Origin of the sequence: Polyangium spumosum (assembly GCF_009649845.1) — a bacterium.
GTDB classification, from domain to species: domain Bacteria; phylum Myxococcota_A; class Polyangia; order Polyangiales; family Polyangiaceae; genus Polyangium; species Polyangium spumosum.
Window position 1 is genome coordinate 135,368 of sequence record NZ_WJIE01000007.1, and the last position, 19,950, is coordinate 155,317.

At 69.3% G+C, this 19,950-nt stretch carries 13 protein-coding genes; 7 read left to right on the forward strand and 6 right to left on the reverse strand.

Annotation, left to right across the window (positions count from 1 at the left end):
- Window positions 1-2: 2 nt before the first annotated feature.
- The 4 genes from GF068_RS24745 to GF068_RS24760 are packed head-to-tail and all read right to left on the reverse strand — an operon-like array spanning window position 3 to window position 4,894.
- The gene (locus tag GF068_RS24745) at window positions 3-1,424 is read right to left on the reverse strand and encodes a 3-oxoacyl-ACP reductase (protein WP_153821930.1); all 1,422 of its coding nucleotides are present in this window, start codon (window positions 1,422-1,424) and stop codon (window positions 3-5) included.
- On the reverse strand, window positions 1,421-2,317 hold the full coding sequence (locus GF068_RS24750; protein WP_153821931.1) for a MaoC/PaaZ C-terminal domain-containing protein: 897 nt from the start codon (window positions 2,315-2,317) through the stop codon (window positions 1,421-1,423). The genes GF068_RS24745 and GF068_RS24750 overlap by 4 nt, the downstream gene beginning before the upstream one ends.
- Before the next feature lie 5 nt (window positions 2,318-2,322).
- Window positions 2,323-4,251: an acyl-CoA dehydrogenase family protein gene (locus GF068_RS24755; RefSeq protein ID WP_153821932.1), complete on the reverse strand. Its 1,929-nt coding sequence runs from the start codon at window positions 4,249-4,251 to the stop codon at window positions 2,323-2,325.
- Window positions 4,252-4,255: 4 nt separating this feature from the next.
- The gene (locus tag GF068_RS24760) at window positions 4,256-4,894 is read right to left on the reverse strand and encodes a TetR/AcrR family transcriptional regulator (protein ID WP_153821933.1); all 639 of its coding nucleotides are present in this window, start codon (window positions 4,892-4,894) and stop codon (window positions 4,256-4,258) included.
- Between the two features lie 116 nt (window positions 4,895-5,010).
- Between GF068_RS24760 and GF068_RS24765 the strand changes: the two genes are divergently transcribed.
- From GF068_RS24765 to GF068_RS24780, 4 genes are all read left to right on the forward strand, one after another.
- The gene (locus GF068_RS24765) at window positions 5,011-7,422 is read left to right on the forward strand and encodes a TonB-dependent receptor domain-containing protein (protein WP_153821934.1); all 2,412 of its coding nucleotides are present in this window, start codon (window positions 5,011-5,013) and stop codon (window positions 7,420-7,422) included.
- Between the two features lie 17 nt (window positions 7,423-7,439).
- A complete protein-coding gene (locus tag GF068_RS24770; RefSeq protein WP_153821935.1) occupies window positions 7,440-8,285 on the forward strand; it encodes a hypothetical protein in 846 nt (281 codons plus the stop codon).
- 10 nt (window positions 8,286-8,295) lie between these two features.
- A complete protein-coding gene (locus GF068_RS24775; protein ID WP_153821936.1) occupies window positions 8,296-9,159 on the forward strand; it encodes a hypothetical protein in 864 nt (287 codons plus the stop codon).
- A gap of 173 nt (window positions 9,160-9,332) precedes the next feature.
- Window positions 9,333-9,935: a type II secretion system protein gene (locus GF068_RS24780; RefSeq protein ID WP_153821937.1), complete on the forward strand. Its 603-nt coding sequence runs from the start codon at window positions 9,333-9,335 to the stop codon at window positions 9,933-9,935.
- Window positions 9,936-9,938: 3 nt separating this feature from the next.
- Here the strand turns inward: GF068_RS24780 and lon are convergent, their stop codons facing one another.
- Window positions 9,939-12,350 (reverse strand): endopeptidase La, encoded by a 2,412-nt coding sequence (gene lon / locus GF068_RS24785; protein WP_240807374.1) that lies wholly within the window; start codon window positions 12,348-12,350, stop codon window positions 9,939-9,941.
- 171 nt (window positions 12,351-12,521) lie between these two features.
- Between lon and GF068_RS24790 the strand changes: the two genes are divergently transcribed.
- Window positions 12,522-13,742: a GNAT family N-acetyltransferase gene (locus tag GF068_RS24790; RefSeq protein ID WP_153821938.1), complete on the forward strand. Its 1,221-nt coding sequence runs from the start codon at window positions 12,522-12,524 to the stop codon at window positions 13,740-13,742.
- A 3-nt stretch (window positions 13,743-13,745) separates the two neighbouring features.
- Here GF068_RS24790 and GF068_RS24795 read toward each other — a convergent pair whose 3' ends face one another.
- Window positions 13,746-15,806 carry a glycoside hydrolase family protein gene (locus GF068_RS24795; protein WP_206079539.1) on the reverse strand — a complete coding sequence of 687 codons (2,061 nt, stop codon included), beginning with the start codon at window positions 15,804-15,806 and terminating at the stop codon, window positions 13,746-13,748.
- 310 nt (window positions 15,807-16,116) lie between these two features.
- On the opposite strand from GF068_RS24795, the gene GF068_RS24800 reads away from it, so the two are divergent.
- Together GF068_RS24800 and GF068_RS24805 are read left to right on the forward strand one after the other, a co-directional pair.
- Complete coding sequence (locus GF068_RS24800) at window positions 16,117-19,314, forward strand: beta-propeller domain-containing protein (protein ID WP_153821939.1); 3,198 nt, start codon at window positions 16,117-16,119, stop codon at window positions 19,312-19,314.
- 122 nt (window positions 19,315-19,436) lie between these two features.
- The gene (locus GF068_RS24805; RefSeq protein ID WP_153821940.1) at window positions 19,437-19,910 is read left to right on the forward strand and encodes a hypothetical protein; all 474 of its coding nucleotides are present in this window, start codon (window positions 19,437-19,439) and stop codon (window positions 19,908-19,910) included.
- The last annotated feature ends 40 nt before the right edge of the window (window positions 19,911-19,950 follow it).

Sequence of the window (19,950 nt, forward strand, 5' to 3'; positions counted from 1 at the left end):
CTTCACGCGCCGATGAGCGCGCCTCCACAGACCCGCACCGTCCGCCCCGTGATCCCCGCGGCCCCCGGGCTCGCGAGGAACGTGATGACCTCGGCCACGTCCTCGGGCAAACCCCCCTGCCCGAGCGCGGCGAGCCGCCGCCCCGCCTCCCGCACCGTCACCGGGATCGCCGCCGTCAGGCGCGTCTCGATGAACCCCGGCGCGACCGCGTTCACCGTGATCCCGCGCTCTGCGAGCGTCGGCCAGAGGCCCGCGACGAACCCCATGATCCCCGCCTTCGAGGCCGCGTACGCCGATTGCCCCACGTTCCCGGCGATCCCCGCGATCGACGAGAGACAAACCACGCGCCCGCCCTCGCGGAGCAAGGGCTCGAGCGCCTCGTGTGTCCGGACGACCGCGCCGAGGTTCACCGCGATCACCTCGTCCCATTGCCGCTCGCTCATGCGGCCGAGCGTCTTGTCCCGCGTGATCCCCGCGTTGTGCACGACGACGTCGAGCCCGCCGAGCGCCCGCACGACGTCCGCGATCCGCGAGGGCGCCTCCTCGGCCCCGAGATCCACGAGCAGCGCCGTCCCGTGGATCGACCGCGCGAGCTGGCTCGTCGGCCCGTCGTCGCCGGGCCTGTCGAGGCAAACCACGTGCGCGCCCTCCTCGGCGAGCCGCCTCGCCGTCGCCGCGCCGATCCCTCGCGCCGCGCCGGTCACGACCGCGATCTTCTTCTCCAGCGGCCGCACGAAGGGCGGTTTGTCGAGGGCGCCGTTCGTCCGCGTGTCGACCACGAACGGCTGCGCCGAGACGAACGCCGACCTCGGCGAGAGCAAGAATCGAAGCACCGGGCCGAGGCGCATCTCCGCGCCCTTCTCCACCCGCACGAGGTTCGCCGTCGCCCCCACGCGGCCGATCTCCTTCGCCACGCTCCGGACAAACCCGTCGAGCGCCCCCTGCGCAGCCGACGCCGCGGGGCTGTCGCCGCTCGGCCTCCCGAGGACGAGGACGCGGCCCGAGCGCGCGATGCGGCCGACCAGCGGATGAAACGTCTCGTAAAGCGCGCGGAGGGCCGCGACGTCGCGCAGCCCCGTCGCGTCGAAGACGACGCCCGCCACGCGCTCCTTGTCCTGGAGCGCCGCGAGCGCACGCGCGGGCCGGCCGTAGGCTTCTCCCGGCTCCACGAACGAGGCCGCGATCGAATCGGGCCCGATCAAATACGCATTCGCCCCCGCCGCCGCGAGCGCCTCGGCGATCACCGGCGAGAGCTCGGCGCCTTGCGTCGCGCCCACGACCACACAAGCGTCCGCGAGTGGCCTCTCGCGCCACGGCCCGCGCGCGCGCCTGAGCGGCACGGGCAACGGAATGGGCAGGCCGAGCGCGCTCAGGACCGCCCGCGCGCGCGCATTTTTACCGAGCTCCAACAACACGTCGTTCATCGCCCCACCTCCGCCTCCGCCTCGAACCGACCTTCGAGATAACTCCCGCCGCCATGGGCGTCCCCCACCCAGATCCCACGATTCTGATCCACGTACACCCCGACCCGCGCCGGCAGGACGAGCGGCCGGGTGAACCGCACGTCGATCACCGAGAGCCGGCCCGGATCCCCCGCGAGCCGCGCCCGGTTCAAGGCCTCGATCGCCCGCGCGAGCGTCGAGAACCCGTGCAGGATACACGAACGGAAGCCCGCCGCCCGCGCGTACGGGGCGATCCAGTGGATCGGATTGAAATCCCCGGTCAGCTTGGCGAAATCGAGGCCCGCGCTCTCCGGGATCCGCGAGAACGCGATCTCACGCGCCTCGGCCGGCACCGTGGGCCGCGCCTTCTTCTCTTTGCCCTCGCGCTTCTCGAGCGGGATGAACGTACGCATCTCGGCCACGAGCGCCATCCCCGCGCTCTCCGTCCCCGTCTCGATACGCTGGGTCACGAGCGCACGGTGACCGTCGTCGTCCACCTTCTCGATCCGCGCCCGCACCCGGAGCGGCTCGTTCGCAGGCAACATCGCGCGTTGCTCGATCCGACAGCCCGCGTTCACCACGCGCCCGAGCGGATACGGCAGCACCGCGAGCGCCCGCGCCGCGAGAGGAAACCCCCATTGCGGGAAGAGATGCGCCGGCAGCCGCCCGCGATACCACGCCGGATCGCCGCCCACGTGTTTCACGTAATCCCGCACCAGATCCGCCGGCCGCGGCGGGATCTCGGCCTCCAGCCACCCGCCCCGCTCGGGATCGATCCCGCTCGCCGGGCGCCGCGTCAGCGACGAGAGCGCCGCCTGCCCCATCCCTCGCAACACCGGGAGCTGCGAGAGCACGTGTTTCGTCGGTACACCCATGGATCTCACTCCGCCGCGACGGCCGGCTTTCCTTCGGCTTCCGGCGCGAGCATCGAGAGGATGCGCCCGCCCGTGGTGGTGATCTCCTCGCAGAGCGCGCGCGCCCGGAGCTCGGCCCGATCGAGGTACCGCTCGGCGAGCTCGCGCCGCCCGGGATGTTTTTTCGCCTGCGCCACCAGGATCTCCGCGACGGCCTCGTCCGCGAGCAGGCGGATCAGGCGCTCGGCGTGCAGCATCGCGAGCGAAAAGTCACGCTTCGGATCCCAGCCCTTCGTGAGCGCGTCGCGCCAGCTCGCGATCGGCACGACCGAGAGCGTCCGCAGCTTGCCCGCCGCCGTGCGCGTGAGCAGGTGCTGCTGCGCCGACAGCGAATGGCCTTGCACCCGCGCGAGCCGCCGATCGAGCTCGTCTTTCGCGGTCAACGCGCCGAGCCTCGCGTCCGCGATACGCCCGAGGAAATCCCGCGGCCGCTTGATGGCCCCGAGGAGCGTGTCCTTCATGGCCATGAGCGCCTGGATCTGGCTCGTCCCCTCGTAAATGGGCATCACGAGCGCGTCCCGGAGGAGCTTCTCCGCCCCGTAATCCTTGGTGTATCCGACGCCCCCGTGGATCTGGATCGCGCGCCGGGCGATCTCCACGGCCTTCTCCGCGGCCAGGTATTTGAGCAGCGGCGTCAGCCTGCGCGAGCGCGCGCGCCACCGCGGCAGCTCGCGTGAGACGCGCTCCCGCTCGGCGGGCCCGAGCCCCGCCGAGAACCGCTCGAAGAGGACGAGCTTCTGCGCCATCTCCTCGCAATACGCCGCCTCCACCGCGAGCGCCCGGAGCCCCTGGATGTCCGTCTGCATCTCGTCGAGGTAATCGGCGATCATCTCGTGCCGCGCGATGGGCTTGCCCATCGAGCGCCGCTCCTCGGCGTACGCCCGCGCCATTCGATACGCGCTCTCGGCGAGCCCGATGCTCTCGAACCCCACGCCGACACGCGCGTTGTTCATCAGCACGAGCATGTACTTGAACCCCTCGCCCCGCTTGCCGATGAGCTCCCCCGGCACGCCCTCGAACGAGAGCGCCGCCGTCACCGAGCCGTGATGCCCGAGCTTCTCCTCGACCCGGTCGATCGTCACGTATCGCTTACGCGTGCCGTCCGGCAGATCGTCGTAGGCCTTGACGAGGAACATCGAGAGCCCGCCGAGCCCCGCGAACGCATCGTCCGGGTCCGTCGCCGCCTCGGTCCGGGCGATGACGAAATGGTATTTCCCGTGCCCCGACGTGATGAAGATCTTCTGCCCCGTCAGATACCAGCGCCCATCTTCGCCGAGCTCCGCCCGCGTGCGCAGCGCGGCCATGTCGCTGCCCGCGTTTGGCTCCGTGATGTCCATGCAGCCCCAGGCGTCACCGCGGGCGATCTCCTCGATCGCGCTCGCGAAGCGCGTGGACTCGATCCGCCCGCGCGCGGGGTCGAGCGCGGTCGAGCCTTCGTAGATCGAATACGCGAGCAGCGCCATCGCCATCCCGCCGTGGAACGAGTGATGCGTCATCACCGAGACGTCGGCGCGCGCGATCATCTCCCCCGAGAGGAAATACAGGAGCAAGGGCGCATTGAGCCCCCCGAGCTCGCGCGGCAGGCAGAGCCTGTGCAGCTCCGCCGCCTTGATCGCCTCGAAGACGTGGTTCATCGCCGGGCCCGAGACGGCCTCTCCATTCTCGAGGTGCGTGTCCTCGCGGTCGATCGCCGCGGCGCGCGTGGCGATCTGCTCGGCGGCGAGCGCGCCCGTGGAGCCGGCCACCTCACGATAAAACGCGACGGCCTCGTGTGGCGTCTTGAACCCGTCCTCGGTCCGGTATCCGAGCTCGGTCACCTCCACGAGCGGCGCCCAGTCGATGCCCTCCTCGAAATGGAACCTGAGGTCGTCGTTGTCGGTGAAGAAATTGGCCATGGATTCACCTCTTCTGGTGGGCCCCGCCTCGGGGCCTCCCGGGGGAAAACAAGCTCGCGCGCGCGATCCGGGCGAGCTCTCGATCGCTCCTGGCGCGCGCGTCGTCGTCGAGCGCCCCTTGCATCACGGAGGCCGTCGCCGCCGCGGAGATGACGAAGAGCATCACGTGCACCACGTACGCCTCCGCATCGACATCGCAGTGGTGTTTGCCCGCGGCCTGCCCGGTGCGAATGTACCCCGCGACCGCCTCGAGCCAAGGCCGCACCGGCCCTCGCAGGAGCTTCCGCGTCTCGGCGGGCCGATCGAGCGCCTCGCGCAGGACGACACGCGCGCGGTCCGGATCCGCGGCGAAAAACGCCGACAGCTCGCCGAAGACCGCCTCGAAGCGATCCTCGCTCGCCGCCGCCGCGAGCAAGAGCCGCGGCAATGTGTCGTTCCAGTGCGCGAGGATCGCGCCGAGCACCGCCTGCCGGAGGTGCTCCTTCGACGGGAAATGATGCAGCACCGCCTGCTTCGTCAGCGACACCTCGTCCGCCACGGCCTGCACGCTGGTCGCGTCGAAGCCCTGCGCCGCGAAGAGGCGCGTCGCCGCGGCGACGATGGCGCGCGGGACGTCGAGGTCGGGAGAACGGGCGAGAACCATCCGGTCGGGACTTCCCTACCAGGTGGTAAGCGAGTGGTCAAGCGGTTCTCCTGGACGCGAAATGGGTAGCACGCCGCTCATCATGCGTGCTACCACACCTCCCCCGGGACGTTCGCTTGCGCCTCCGCCCTCTTTTCCCTTCGGCCCTCCTCGTTCTGGCGTCGCTCGTCGCCTCGCCGGCGCGCGCGCACGAGGAGATCACGCCGCCTTCGCCAAAGAGCCAGCCCAGGCCGGCCTGGCCCGACGGCCGCGCCGCGGCGCACGACGTGATCGTCCCGCTCGTGATCACGGTCGGCCCCGACGGGCGCGCCGTGGCGATCGAGGTCGAGGCGAGCGTCTCGCCGGCCTTCGACGCCGAGGCGATCCGCGCCGCAGCCGCGTGGACATTCGAGCCAGCGCGCCGGAGCGGCAAACCCGTCAAGGCCAAGATCCGCATGATCGCGCGATTCGAGGGCGAAGCGGCGAAGCACGACAAACCGGCGGACAAACCCGCGCCCGGCCTCGTGGATCCGCCCCCGCACCCGCACCCGCATCCGCCGCCCCCGCCGCCGCGGCCGATCTCCGTCACCGTTCGGGGCGAAGGGCCGCCGCGCAGCGCCTCCGAGGTCGTACAGAAGCGCGACGTCCTCGCCGCGGCCCCGCACCGCACGGCGAGTGATCTTTTGCGGGTCGTGCCGGGCGTCTTCATCACGCAGCACGGCGGCCAGGGCAAGGCGCACCAGATCTTCTTGCGGGGGTTCGACGCGGCGCACGGCCAGGATCTCGAGCTCCGCGTCGCGGGCGCGCCGGTCAACGAGGTCTCGAACGTCCACGGCCAGGGATATGCCGACCTGCATTTCGTGATGCCCGAGGTCGTGAAGAGCGTCCGCGCGAAGGTCGGGCCCTACGATCCGCGGCAAGGTGATTTCGCGGTCGCGGGCACGATCGAAATGGACCTCGGCCTCGCCGAGGCGGGGTTCTCCTCGTCCCTCGGCCTCGGCACCTACGGCGAGCGGCGCCTCTTTCTCGCCTATCGCCCCGCGGGCACGACCGAGGCGACGTTCGGGGCCTTCGAGGCGCAGAGCACCGACGGATTCGGCCCCTCCCGCGCCGCCCGCCGCGCCTCGGCCATCGCCCAGCACGTCTTTCCCCTCGGCCAGAACCTCTCGGCCCGCGTCATGGCCTCGGCCTACGCGGCGCGGTTCTCCTCGGCCGGCGTCCTGCGCCGCGACGACGTCGAGCGCGGGCTCGTCGATCGATTCGCGACCTACGACGCGCGCCAGGGCGGCGACTCCACCCGCGTCCAGGTCGTGCTCTCCCTCGACCACGACGACGACAGCGGCAAGGCGCGCTTCTCCTTCACGCCTTATCTCGTCCTGCGAGGCCTGCGGCTCCGCGCCAATTACACAGGTTTCCTCGGCGACCCGATCGACGGCGACTCGCAGCAGCAGATCAACGAGGCGACGACCTTCGGTTTGTCCGCCCATTACCACCGCAAGACGCCGCTCTTCTCCCCCGAGGACGCCCTCGAGATCGGCGTCCAGGCGCGGGGGGACTCGATCGAGCAATCGCAACGGAGGCTCTCGGTCGTCACCGATCGCGTGACGGACACCCTCGTCGACGCCCGCGTCCGCGCCGCCGACGTCGCCGGCTACGTCGACGCCTCGCTCCGGCCGCTGCGCCGCGTGGTGATCCGCGGCGGCGTGCGCGTGGATGGGCTCTTTTATGGCGTCACGGACCTCGCCTCGGGCGAAGGCGCGGGGGCGGCGCGCGCGGCCATGGGCGCGCGCGTGGGTGGAAAGGCCACGATCGACGTCACGTTGCTCCCGGGCCTGCACGCGGTCGCGAGTTATGGCGACGGCTTTCGCTCCCCGCAGGCCCGGACGCTCGGCGACGGCGAACGCACGCCCTTCACCACCGTGCGCTCCTTCGAGGCGGGCCTGCGTTATGCCGACGGCGAGCGCGCGCGGGCGAACCTCAGCGTCTTTCATACCCGCCTCTCCGACGACCTCGTCTTCGACGAGAAGGCCGCCGCCTACGAGCGCGTCCCGGCCACGCAGCGCACCGGCTTCTCGCTCGATTTCGTCCTGCGCCCGCGCTCGTGGATCGTCGAGAGCGGCAGCGTCACGTATTCGCGCGCCTCGTTCACGGAGGCGGGCCCCGACGCGGACCTCGGCTCGCTCGTCCCCTACTCGCCCCAGCTCGTCGCGCGCGCCGACGTCGCGCTCACGCCTCGCCTCGCGCGCCTCTTCGGCCGTGATCTCGTGGGCAAGATCGGCGTGGGCCTCGCCTACCTCGGCGCCCGGCCCCTGCGCTTCGGGGAGTTTGGCCGGGACATCTTCCTCGCGGACGCGACCGTGGGCGCGCGGCTGCGCGAGGTCGAGATCGAGCTCGACGTCTACAACCTGCTCGACGCGAAATGGTACGACGGCCAGTTCACCTATGCATCGAGCTTCACCCGCGGCGCGGCGCCCTCGCTCGTGCCGCTCGACCACGTGACGGTGGGCGCGCCGCTCACCTTGATGGGCACCTTGTCCCTGCACCTCTAGGGGAACCGAGCAGCATCATGAAACGAAACATGGTTCGTCTGGGCCTCTCGTCCGCGGCCGGGTTTTTCCTGGTCGGCCTCTCGCTCGCCGCGGGCGCCCTCGCCTCCGCCTGCGGGCCCGCCGAGGCCACGAGCGGCAAGCGCGTCGCCTTGCAGACGCGTATCGTCGCCGACGACGGGATCAACGCGCCGTTCGTCAATTCCTACGGCTGGTCGATCCGCCTCGACGTCGCCGCCGTCTCCGTCGGCCCACTTTATTATTTCAACGGCGCGCCCATCTTCTCGACCGCCGCCGCTCCGACGCGCCCCGGGCCTTCCTTCGCCTCGCTCCTCGGCGTCGGCGTCGCCCACGCGCACCCCGGCCATTACCAGGCCGGCGACGCCATGGGCCAGGTGCTCGTCCCGTCCTCGGTCGACCTCGCGAAAGGCCCCGCCGACCTCCCGCCCGGCGCGGGCGTGACGGGCGTGTATCGCTCCGCCCGCTTCTCGTTCGAGCCCACGCCCACGGGCGACGCGAAGGACCTCCTCGCGGGGCACGTCCTCGTGCTCGAAGGCGAGGCGCAAAAAGACACGATGAGCCGTGTCTTCCGCGTCGAAGCCGACGCCGAGGACGTGCTCGACGCGTACGGCGAGCCGCGCCTCGAAGGGTGCGCCTTCGCAGGCGCGCCCGACGTGCAGGACGACGGCACGATCACCGTCCACGTCGCCCCGAGCGTATGGCTCGATCAAGCCGAGTTCGACGCGGTGCCCGAGAGCCCGGACGGCGCCCCCGTCGTCCTGCCGCGCGACGGCGCGGCGTTCCGCGCGATCGTCCGCGGATTCAAGAAGGGATCCGCCGTGACCTTCCACCATTCGACACCTTGACGAGGTTACCATGAAAAACCATTTCGGAAAAACCTGCCTTGGCCTCGCCGCCGCCCTCCTCGCGGGTTGCGGCGCCGAGGAGCCCGCCGGCCGCGGGGACGTGGCCATCACGACCTGGGGCGAGGGGTACATCGAGCAGGAGATCCCCGCGTCCGAATTCGAGGACGGCTGGACCATCCGATTCTCGAAGTTCCTCGTCGTGCTCGGCGGCGTGCGGATCGCCGACGACGCGGGCGAGATCGGCGCCGAGATGACGACGACCAAGCTCTTCGATCACGTGGCCCAGGGGGTCAAGCCGCTCGTCACGTTCCCGGGCCTCGAGGCCAAGCCGTGGACGAAGGTGAGCTTCGAGGTCCGCCCCGCGGGCGACGACACCGAGCTCGGCGAAGGCGCGACCGCGGCCGACCTCGACGCCATGAAGCAAGGCAATTTCGCCCTCTTCGCGGAGGGCGAGGCCACGCAGGGCGCGACAAAAAAGACGTTCCGCTGGGGCTTCGGCGTGCCCACGGCGTACACCGAATGCAAAGGCGAGAAGGACGGCCGCGAGACGCCCGGGGTCCTCGTCACGAACGGCGGCGTCGACAACGTGGAGCTCACGATCCACGGCGATCACCTGTTCTACGACGATCTGCAATCGCCCACCGCGAAGCTCCGCTTCGACGCCCTCGCCTCGGCGGACGAAAACGGCGACGGCGAGGTCACGCTCGCCGAGCTCGCCGCGAAGAAGCTCGTGGACATCGACCCCGCGGACGGCGCCTACGGCACGGGCGCGGCCGGCGACGTGAACGACCTCGGCGCGTTCGTCACCGACCTCTCCCGCACGGTTGGACATTTCCGCGGCGAAGGCGAGTGCTTCGCCGCGGACCCGAAATGACAAGATTGGTCACCCGGACGACCAACGGGTGACAATTTTGGTCACCGCGGCCCTGACGCGGCGCGGCGCCACGCGCCACTCGCTCATCTTTCTTGCATCCGGAGCCCTGGATCCAGGACGATGCGAGCATGGCACGCGGCATGCTTGGCGCGCGCTCTCCAAGGAAACGAGACATGAAGCGGCGGAGGCAAAATCGAGGCTTCACCTTGGTCGAGGTGATGCTCGTGGTCGTCATCATCGGCGTGCTGGCGGCGCTCGCCATGTTCGGCGTGCGGCGTTATCTCGCGGCGGCGAAGGTCAGCGAGGCAAAGCAATCGATGGGCGTCATTGCGCGCGGCATTGCGATGCTCACCGAGCGGACCGCGAAGAGCGAGGTCCTGCCCCTCGGCGGCGAATCGGCCACGAGCACCTCGGTCTGGTGCCCCGAGTGCGGCGGGAGCATGACGTGCGTCGCGCCCCAGACCGTCCCGGCGGCCAAAAAATACCAGCCCAACAACTCGGGCGGCCAGGACTTCGACCAGTGCTGCTGGCGCTGCGTCCGCTTCGGGATCAGCGACCCGACCTATTACCAGTATCGTTATTCCGTGGAGCAATCCTACCTCGGGCCGCCCCTCGGCGGCCCCGACCCCGGCCCCACGGGCGTCGAGGTCGCCGCCGTGGGTGACCTCGACGGCGACGGGACGCTGAGCACGTTGACGCTCGCCGGGACACGCGACACGCAGAGCGGCACGATCCGGTTCTCCACGCACATCTTCGTCGACAACGAGCACGAGTGAGGCTCACGCCGCCCGCGGCGTCTCCACCTCGATCGGCCACGCCGCGGCGGGCGGCGCGCGGAGCGCGATCGCCAGCACCTCGTCGAGCGTCTCGACGAAGTGGAAATGCAGCGACCGCAGCACCTCCTCCGGGAGATCCTCGAGCTCGGCCTCGTTGTCCCGCGGCAGGATGATCTCCGGAATGCCCGCCCGGTGCGCGCCGAGCACCTTCTCCTTCACGCCGCCGATCGGCAAGACCCGCCCGCGCAGCGTGATTTCCCCGGTCATCGCGACGTCCTTGCGGACGCGCCGCCCCGAGAGCGCCGACACGATCGCCGTCGCCATCGTCACGCCCGCGCTCGGCCCGTCCTTGGGGATCGCCCCGGCGGGCACGTGGACGTGGATGTCCCGGCCCTCCAGCCGATCCCGCGGCACGCCGAGCGCCGCGGAGTGCTCACGCGCGTACGTCAGCGCCGCGCGCCCGCTCTCTTTCATGACGTCGCCGAGCTGCCCCGTCAGCGCGAGCTCGCCTTTGCCCGGCACGATGCTCGCCTCGACGTGCATGATATCGCCGCCCTCCTGCGTGTAATACATGCCCGTGGCCACCCCGAGCTCGTCTCGATCGAGCGCGGTCGTCGGTCGCATGCGCGGGCGCCTGAGCAGCACGCGGACGTCCGCCACCGTATCGACGCGCACCCGCTCTGCGGCCCCCGTGGCGATACGATGGGCCGCCTTCCGCGCCAGCGAGCCGATCGCCCGCTCGAGCTGCCGCACGCCCGCCTCGTGCGTATAACTCGTGATCACGTCGAGCAGCGCCGTGTCCGACACGACGAGCTGCTCCTCCTCGAGCGCGCACTCGCGCCGCTGTCGCGGCAAGAGATACCGTCGCGCGATCTCGAGTTTTTCGAGCTCCGTGTATCCGGGGAACGTGATCGTCTCCATCCGGTCGAGCAGGGGCGAGGGGATCCCCTCGCGCAGGTTCGCCGTGCACACGAAGAGGACCTCCGAGAGGTCGAAGGGCAAACCCAGGTAATGGTCGACGAACGACACGTTCTGCGCCGGATCGAGCACCTCGAGCAGCGCCGCCGCCGGGTCGCCCTGGTACGACACGCCGAGTTTGTCGATCTCGTCCAACGTGAAGACCGGGTTCTTCGAGCCCACGCGCCGCATGCCCTGCAGGATGCGCCCCGGCATCGCGCCGACGTACGTGCGCCGGTGGCCGCGGATATCGGCCTCGTCGCGCGCGCCGCCGAGCGAGACGCGGATGTATTTGCGCCCCATCGCCCGCGCGATGCTCTCCGCGATGCTCGTCTTCCCCGTCCCCGGAGGCCCGAGGAAGAGCAGGATCGGCCCCCGCGCGGCCCGCTGCGCCCGCTCGAGCGGCGAGGAATGTCCCTGCAGGCGCAGCTTGATCACGCTGAGCAGCTCGAGCACCCGGTCCTTCACGTCCCCGAGGCCGTAATGGTCCTCGTCGAGGATCCGCCGCGCCATCTCCAGATCGACGTGATCGTCCGTCCGCCGGTTCCACGGCAGATCACCGACCCACTCGAGCCAGCTCGTCACGACCTGCGCCTCGGGGGAGGTCTCGCGGCTCATCCGCCGCAGCCGCCCGAGCTCGCGTCGCACCTCCTCGCGCACCTCGACCGGCAGGTCCGCCGCGTCGATCTTCTTCTCCAGCCGATCCGCGATGCCCGCCTCGTCCTCCTCGCCGAGCTCTTTCTGGATCGCCTTCAATTGCTCGCGCAGGTAGAGCTCCCGCTGCCGCTCGCCGAGCTCCTCCTGCACCGTCGTCCGGATCTTCTCCTGCGTCTCGGCAATGCCGATTTGCCGGTGCAAATGCACGGTGAGCGCGCGCAGCCGCTCCACGGTCCGGAGCGTCTCCAGGAGGCCCTGCTTCTCGGCCACGGGGAGGTCGAGGTAAAACGCGACGTGATTGGCGAGCGCGCCCGGATCCTCGACGCCGCCGAGGAACTGCTCGAGCGCCTCCTTCGGCGCGCCGCGACGCCTTCCGTACTCGATCGCTCGCTCGCGCACCTCGCGGGCGAGCGCGAGCACGACCGCCTCCTCGCCCGGGCGGCGAGGCAGATCCGCGAGCTCCACGCAAGCCGCGCGCAAGATCCCGTCCTCGGTCACGTATCGAAGCGCGGTGGCCCGGCGCTCGCATTGCAGGACGAGCGAGAGCCCCGTCCCCAGCCGCTGCACCTGGGCGATGCGCCCGATCACGCCGACCGCGAAGAGACTGCTCTCCGTGGGCTCCTCCGAGGTGTCACGTTGCGCGACGGCGAAGACACGCTTGTCCTCCCCTTCGGCGCGGAGCGCGATCTCGACCGCGCGCAGCGTCTTCAGCCTTCCGGCCGTGATCGGCGTCGCGAGCCCCGGAAACAGGACGGTGTCGCGCAGCGGTAGGACGGGCAAGGTGAACCGTTCGGCCATCATATCCCCCGGGATTCGTCGCCAGGATCCGCGTCTGCGAGGGCCGTGCCATCAGGGACGTCACCGATCGTCCACCAAGGAGCGGCGTACGTATCCCCTCCGCGCGCCCGGGATACGGCGAGGCGCACGAGCGAACGCGCGGACGGGGCAAACGGTGGTAGGTTCGTCCCCGTCATGTCGATCGAAATTCGCCTCCTCGGACCCGAGCAAACGGACGAGTTCGTCCTGCCCATCCGCACCGCCTTCGGTATCCCGCACTCGTCGGAGCGCACGGAGCGCACGCGCCGCCTGCCCGAGCTCACGACACGAATCACCGCCTTCGAAGGGAGCGAGGTCCTCGGCTCGGCCGGCGCGTTCGCCTTCGATTTCATCACGCCCGGCGGCGCAGCGGTCCCCACCTCGGGCCTGACGATGGTCGCGGTGATGCCGACGCACCGGAGACGCGGCATCCTGCGCGAGCTCATCCAGAGGCAACTCGAGGACGCGCGCGAGCGCGGCCAGCCCATCGCGGCGCTCTGGGCGACCGAGGCGACGATTTATGGTCGCTTCGGATATGGCCTCGCCTCGTTCGCGGGCGACGTATCGATCGTGCGCGACCGCTCGGCGTTCGTGGGCTCGCCCGTCCCCTTCCAGGCGCGCTTCGTGACTGAAGCGGAGGCGCTCGATCGGTTCCCGCCCATCTACGAGCGCGCCCGCCGCGCCGCCACTTGTATGCCCTCGCGTTCGCCCGGTTGGTGGAGCCTGCGCAGGCTGCCCGACCTGGAGACGATGCGGCAAGGCTCGGGGCCGCTGCAGCGCGTGATCTTCCAGATCGACGGCCGCGACGAGGCCTATGCGCTCTACCGCTTGCGCCTCGAATCGGTCGACCCGCAGATCCCGGTCACCACGGTGACGGTGCAGGAGGCGATCGGCGCGACGCCCGCGGGCACGCGCGCCGCGTGGCGTTACCTTTGCGACCTGGACCTCGCGACGCGGATCAATGCCACCTGTTTGCCCCCGGATCACCCGCTCTTCTTGCTGCTCGCCGAGCCGCGGCGGATGCATTACAGCACCTACGACGCCGTGTGGGTCCGCGTCGTGGACGTCCCTTCGGCGCTCGCGGCGCGGCGATACTACGCGGAGGGCTCGATCGTGATCGAGGTCGACGACACATTCTGCCCGTGGAACGCGGGCCGTTATCGGCTCGACGCCTCCGCCGCGCGCGTGACGCGGACCGAGGAGCCCTGCGACCTGCAGGTCACGGCGGCGGCGCTCGGATCGGCCTACCTCGGGGGTTTTTCCTTCACGCGCCTCGCGGAGGCGGGAGGCGTGGTTGCGAGGACCGAAGGCGCGCTCGAGCGCGCCGATCGGATGTTCGTCGCGCCGCGCCTGCCATTCTGCCCGGAAATCTTCTGACGTTTACTGCATTTGCTCTGGCGGCGGCATCGGTCCCCGGGGGCCCGGGGGCCGCAACCCCTTGGGCAAACGTGGCCTCGGCGGCCCGTCCTCCGGGCCTCCGCGCCTCGGCCCCTTGCGCGGGCCTCTGCCGCCGCCCTCCTCGGCCGGATCCTGGGCGCGCGACATCGGCGCCTCGTCCGTGTCGCTCCCGTCCTCGCCGCCGGCCCGATCCTCGGCTTCGGCCTTCTTGTCGTCGGCCTCGGCGTCGAACGCGAGCCGCTCCGCGAGCGGCATCTCGGGCAGCTCGACGAGCGCGCCGTCCCCGAGGAAGGGCAGGATGTTGATGTACGCGTTCATGGCGTGACAAACCGAGTCTGTCCGGACATACCGTTCCCGCACGCTCCAGAACACGCCGCCCAGGGCCGCCTTCGGGTTCTTCACCACGAAATCGTTCTCGGGCGCGTAGGTGTATTGCATGATCTGCCGGACGGCGAAAACCACGGCGTCCTTGTAGGCGTCGCAGCTCTCCTTGCCCTTCTCCCTGCAGAACATGAACACCTCGCTCATGACCTCGGCGAGCCAGCCGGTGCCGCTGCTCGACAAGGAGCCCTTCCAGCGCCCGTGCCGGTAGGCGTCCTCGGGCCGCTTCCATTGCCGGCCGAGGAGCTCGCGCGAGCAGCGGAAGACGATGTCCTCGGTGCGTTTGTCGCCGCTCGCCCTGGTGAAATCGAGCAGCGAGAGGACGAGCCACGAGCTCGAGATCGGGTTCGGCTTGCGGTACTCGTCGCCGACGTAGCAGCCCTTCGCCTCGACCTTCTGGGCGAGGTACATCGCCGTGGTCGCGGCGGCGTCGAGGTATTTCGTCTCCTTCGTCGCGCGGTAGAGGCGCGAGAGCGCGGAGAGGACCTGCCCGGTGTAAAGCGTCGACTCCTTCGCGTGCACCTTCCACGGGCCGCCCTCGTGCTGGCTCAGCGCGGCGCGCACGGCGCCCGTGGGGAGCTGCATCGAAATGAGCCAATCGCCGGCCTTGCGCGAGGCGTCGAGGTACTTCTTGTCCTGCGTGAGCGTGTGGAGCTCGAGCAGCGTGAAGATCGTCTTCGAGGTCGTGCCGACGACCAGCTTGCGCTCGGGTTTGCCGCGCTTGAGATCGAGCGTGTAGAAGAACCCGCCCGCGGTGTGGTCGCGCTCGTCGCGGCTCTGCATCGAGAGGAGGAACTCGGCCGCGCTCTTCGTCCGGTCGAGCAGGCTCTTGTCCTTCTTCATCGCGTGGAGCTTGAGGAGCGTGAAGCCCGTCGACGCCGTGTAAATGGTGTGGAGCTCGGGCTCGAACGCGTCGGCCGGCGCGTGATAGTACTTGTGCGCCCCCTTGTGCTCGGGGTCGAGCACGCGCAGGAGATACGCCTGCCCCTCGTCGATACGCTGCGCGAGCAGCCCCTTGTCGAACTTGCGCAGCGGGACGAGGCCGTGATCGAGCTCGAGCCCCTTGCCCTGGTGCTCGAGGATCGAGACGCCGTGATCCGGCAGCTCGATGGCGATACGCCGCGGCCCGAGCGCCTCCTTCGTCCCGCCCCCGGAGGCGACGGCGCGGCGCGTGGCCTCCTTCAGGGCCACACAAAGCGAGGCATCCGAGGCCTCGCCGCGCGCGACCTGCGCGCCCTCGTGATACCCCCACACGACGGCGCGGAATGGCTTCGGGGACTGCGTCGGCAGATCACAGGCCACGCTCTCGCCGGCCTTCTCCACCGCCGCGACCTTTCGCACGAAGCCGAGGACCCGATCACGAAAGACCTGGTTTTCGAGCGGCTCGGCCGCGCTCTCGGGCCCGGTGATCGTCGGATCCGGCACCTTGGACAGGTGCTCCTGGATCTTCTGATCGAAACGATCGTCGCGAACCGTGGGCCTGGGGAGCCTCGCCTTCTTTTTGTCGGGCGCCGCGGCCGCGCTCGCCGAGGCGCTCGGCGCGGGCGCCGCCTCGTTACCTTGTGCGCCTCGCTGGCAACCCGCGGCGCCCGAGAGGGAGAGCGCCGCCGCGGAGACCAGCGCCGAAAACCAGGTTATCGAAATGGAGCATCTTTGGCGCATGGAAAGGTCCGGGAAGGGAACTCCGACCCTTACCAAGGATCAAGGGTCCGCGCAAGGCAGCACGAAATCGTCGCGGGCCCCTCGGCGCCACCGTGGACGGAGGCGCGCGGCGCTGCGATGAGCATCTCACACGACCCAGCCCGCGTGGCATTTCACCATTGACGCAGCGCAGGGGCCATTTGGTGCGACACGCGTGCACATCGGCGCCTCGAACACCTCGTGCCCGCGCCTTGACACCCTGGAGGCGCGTCGGTTAGGTAGGAAGACTTTTATTCCTTCATCTTGTGTGAAGGACGAAGGGAGCGACTCGATGCGCAGCTTCTTGAATCGTGGTCCCGTGGCACGGACGGCGGGTCTTTTGACGGCGCTCTTGTTCGTGGCCGGGCCGGGATGCGCCACGAATACGGGTGATGCAGGCGAGAAGACCGGCGAGGCCGAGCTGGAGGCCAAAGGGCCGACCTCGTTCCTGTCGGCCGATGACCCGAGTTATCGGATCGTCTGGGGCGAGGAGGAGGAAGAAGAAGAGGAGGAGGAGGAAGAAGAAGAGGAGGAGGAAGAAGAGGAGCAGGAGCTCGAGGAGGGCGACATCTACCGTGTCATGAACAATGGCACCCTCCTGAACCTCAACTGGTACCGCGGCCTGCAGGTCATCGACGTCAGTGACGTGACCGAGCCGAAGGTCGTCGGCCAGCTCCAGGTCGGCGGCAGCCCGGTCGAGATGTACGTCGACGGGACGCGCGCGATCCTCCTGATGAACGACTGGTACGGCTACAAGGGCAAGCCGAACAGCCTCGAGATCGACTCGACCTCGGGCGGCACCGTGCTGCTCGTCGACATCTCGGTCCCCTCGAAGCCCGTGCTTTTGTCGCAGTACGACGTGCCCGGCTACATCCAGACGAGCCGCTACGCGAACGGCGCCACGCAAGACGCGCTGTTCGTCGCGGCGAGCCACTATGATTGGTTCATCAACGATCAGGGCTCCTGGGAGTGGATCCTCGGCAGCACGGTGAAGAGCTTCGACGTCGGGCAGACGGCGATGACCGAGAAGAGCGAGCTCGCGCTCGGCGGCTACGTCTCGGCCATCCACGCGGAGAACGAGGTGCTGCTCGTGGCGCGTGAGCAGGACTGGTGGTCGTCGCAGAAGAGCGACGTCGCGGTCATCGACATCTCCGACAACCTCGGCACGATGGTCCCGCGCGACGAGGTGTCCGTCGACGGCTACATCCGGTCGCAGTTCCACATGGACTACCGGAACAACCAGGTCCGCATCTTCTCGGGCCCGCAATGGGGCTGGGGCCAGCAGAGCTACCTGCAGACGTTCGACGCGACGAACCTCGACGACCTCGTGCCGATCAGCAAGGTGCCCTTCGGCTCGGACATGAGCCTGTTCGCCGCGGTCTTCCTCGACGATCGCGCGTTCGCCGTGACGTACCGCAACTTCGACCCGTTCCACGCCTTCTCGATTGCTCCGGACGGCCAGGCCGTGGAGAAGAGCGAGTTCATCGTCTCGGGCTGGAACGACTTCTTCCGGCCCGCCTTCAGCAACACGCGCCTCGTCGGCATCGGCGTCGACGATCAGAACGGCCGCAAGCTCGCCGTCAGCCTCTACGACATCACGGACCTCGAGAACCCGAACCCGCTCGTCGCGCGCCAGGAGGTGCAGGGCGACGACTACGGCTGGAACTGGTCCGAGGCGAACTGGGACCACCGCGCCTTCAGCGTGCTGCACAACGCGGTCAGCGTGCAGGCGCCGACGGGCGAGACGGAGACGGGCCTCGTGCTGCTGCCGTTCTCCGGCTACAAGGTCGTGAACGGATCCTGGTCGTACGAGTCCGCCGTCCAGATCTTCACGTTCTCGCCGACGTCGGTGACGCGCCGCGGGCTCATGGCGCACCCCGACCAGGTCCGCCGCGCGTTCAAGCTCGATCCGACGAACGGGGCGAACCTCTCGGAGACGAAGCTCCGCATCTGGGATCAATCGGATCTCGACGCGCCCGAGAAGGTCGGCGAGCTCGAGCTCGCGCCGGACTACAGCCGCGTCTGGGTCTACGACGATCACCGCGCGCGCCTGCGCGGCCCGGACTTCGACGATTACTGGTACTATTACGACCCGGACGCGAAGGCGAAGATCGAGATCATCGACGAGGACGAGCCCGCCGACACCGGCACGCCCGTCGCCACCTTCGAGGTCCCGGCGAGCGCGCAGTACTATCAGGTGGGTGATCTGTTCGTCGCGATGAGCGGCCGATGGGTCAACTATCCGAGCTACGAGACGACGATCAAGGTGTGGGATCTCTCCGATCCCGAGGAGCCCGTGGAGGCCGGGACGCTCGTCACGACGGAGCTGCCCTACTCCTATTCCTACGCCTACGGCAGCAGCGCCGGCATCGTCGGCAAGAAGACGCTCGGGTTCGTCACGTCCACCCGGGTGCAGGGCGAGAGGATCGAGGACGTCGAGGTCTGCAACCGCTCCTACTGGGGCTATTCGTCCTGCCGCGGTCAGGAGGGCTGCACGTTCTTCGCGGGTCGTCAGAACTGCAAGACCCTCGACGGCGGCGCGCTCGATTACTGCAATGGTGGCTTCGCGCAATGCACCGACCACGCCGACGCGGAGACGACCTGCGTGGAGGTCGATCCGAGCCAGGTGCCGGGGCTCTACGCGTACTGCTACGGCGACGGCTACGACGCGATCCGCCAGCGCACGAAGGCGCAGCTCCGGCTCATCAACTTCTCGAACCCGTCGCAGCCGACCGTCCTCGCGCCGATCGACCTGACCCCCGGACAAACCGACGAGTACGTCGCGGCCAGCGGCCTGGATGACGACATCTACGTGACGATCAAGAGGTCGGCGTCCGTGCAGGGCGACACGCGACCCTACGCGCGGTACTTCCTGAAGAAGCTCGACCTGAAGAAGCCCGCGCAGCCGGACCTCGAGGACGAGATCAACGTGCCGGGCACGATCCTCGCGAAGAAGGGCAACACGATCTTCACGAGAGACGCGGTCTGGGGCGAGCAGTTCATCGAGACGGCCGTCGCGAAGCTGAAGCTCAAGGGCAAGAAGGCCGAGCTCGAGAACAAGCACCACTTCGCGGGTCGCTCGGTCGGCGGGCTCCTCATCGACGACGGCGATCGGCCCGTCGCCGCGCACAACCTCGTGTGGGAGAACTACAGCTACTACACGAACAACAATGACCGGTTCAGCGTCCTCGTGCCCCAGGGCGGCCATGCCAATGGGTTCACGGTCGCGTCGAACGTGAAGCGCCCGCAATACGCGTCGCTGATGAGCGTCGACGAGCACCGCGCCTTCTTCAGCCTGAACGGCGGCGTGCTCATGGCGAACCTGGACGATCCGGCGAACCCGACCTCCACGGCATTCTTCCCGGGTTGGAGCTGGTACTACAGCGTGGTGCCGATCGTCGACGGCGACGAGGTGCTGATCGCGTCGGGCCGCTACGGCATCCACGAGGCGGACCTCGACACGTACAACCTGCTCACGAGCGGCAACTAACTCGCCTCGTCTCCTCGCGCGTGGGGGGTTCGGCCCCCCGCGCCCCCGCCATTGACACTCCCCGCCCCATGGGCCCATGATGCGGCCCCGACGCACCCCTCCATCCACTCTCCGGGAACCGCATGAGCAAACGCAAAGAGCTTTCGTACAAATGGGTCATCATCGGCGGCGGCGTCATCATGACGCTCCACTTCGTGATGCGCCTCCTGCTCGCCGGCGGCGTCTCGGCCTCGATCATCGGCAGCTACGGGCCCGACACCGGCCGCCTCGTGATCGCCGGCATCGTGGCGTTGGTCTCGTACTTCGTCGGCGGGATCCTCATCGGCATCTTCAGCCCCGGGGAGACGGTCAAGGAGCCCGCCCTCGCGACGTTCATGGCGATCCTCCCGAACGCCATGCACACGATCATCTGGCACATCGAGTACAACTACTCGATGGCCGGCGTGCCCCTCGGCCTGCTCACGACGTTCGCCATCGGCATCCTCATGGCCGTCGCAGGCGCATGGATCGGCGAGAAGGTCCAGGGCCGGACCGTCGAAAAGCTGCGCGAAGAGGGCGAGCTGCCGCCCGCGAAGCCCTCGAGCGACACGAACTGAGCGGTCTTTCCCGCCTCCGCGCGCAAACCTTCCGTCCACC

Bases quoted from the DNA above. Each gene is read 5' to 3' on its own strand.
- GF068_RS24770 (WP_153821935.1), top strand. From the start codon at position 7,440: ATGAAACGAAACATGGTTCGTCTGGGCCTCTCGTCCGCGGCCGGGTTT.
- GF068_RS24775 (WP_153821936.1), top strand. From the start codon at position 8,296: ATGAAAAACCATTTCGGAAAAACCTGCCTTGGCCTCGCCGCCGCCCTC.
- GF068_RS24795 (WP_206079539.1), bottom strand. From the start codon at position 15,806: ATGCGCCAAAGATGCTCCATTTCGATAACCTGGTTTTCGGCGCTGGTC.
- GF068_RS24750 (WP_153821931.1), bottom strand. From the start codon at position 2,317: ATGGGTGTACCGACGAAACACGTGCTCTCGCAGCTCCCGGTGTTGCGA.
- GF068_RS24780 (WP_153821937.1), top strand. From the start codon at position 9,333: ATGAAGCGGCGGAGGCAAAATCGAGGCTTCACCTTGGTCGAGGTGATG.
- lon (WP_240807374.1), bottom strand. From the start codon at position 12,350: ATGATGGCCGAACGGTTCACCTTGCCCGTCCTACCGCTGCGCGACACC.
- GF068_RS24745 (WP_153821930.1), bottom strand. From the start codon at position 1,424: ATGAACGACGTGTTGTTGGAGCTCGGTAAAAATGCGCGCGCGCGGGCG.
- GF068_RS24805 (WP_153821940.1), top strand. From the start codon at position 19,437: ATGAGCAAACGCAAAGAGCTTTCGTACAAATGGGTCATCATCGGCGGC.
- GF068_RS24790 (WP_153821938.1), top strand. From the start codon at position 12,522: ATGTCGATCGAAATTCGCCTCCTCGGACCCGAGCAAACGGACGAGTTC.
- GF068_RS24800 (WP_153821939.1), top strand. From the start codon at position 16,117: ATGCGCAGCTTCTTGAATCGTGGTCCCGTGGCACGGACGGCGGGTCTT.
- GF068_RS24760 (WP_153821933.1), bottom strand. From the start codon at position 4,894: ATGGTTCTCGCCCGTTCTCCCGACCTCGACGTCCCGCGCGCCATCGTC.
- GF068_RS24755 (WP_153821932.1), bottom strand. From the start codon at position 4,251: ATGGCCAATTTCTTCACCGACAACGACGACCTCAGGTTCCATTTCGAG.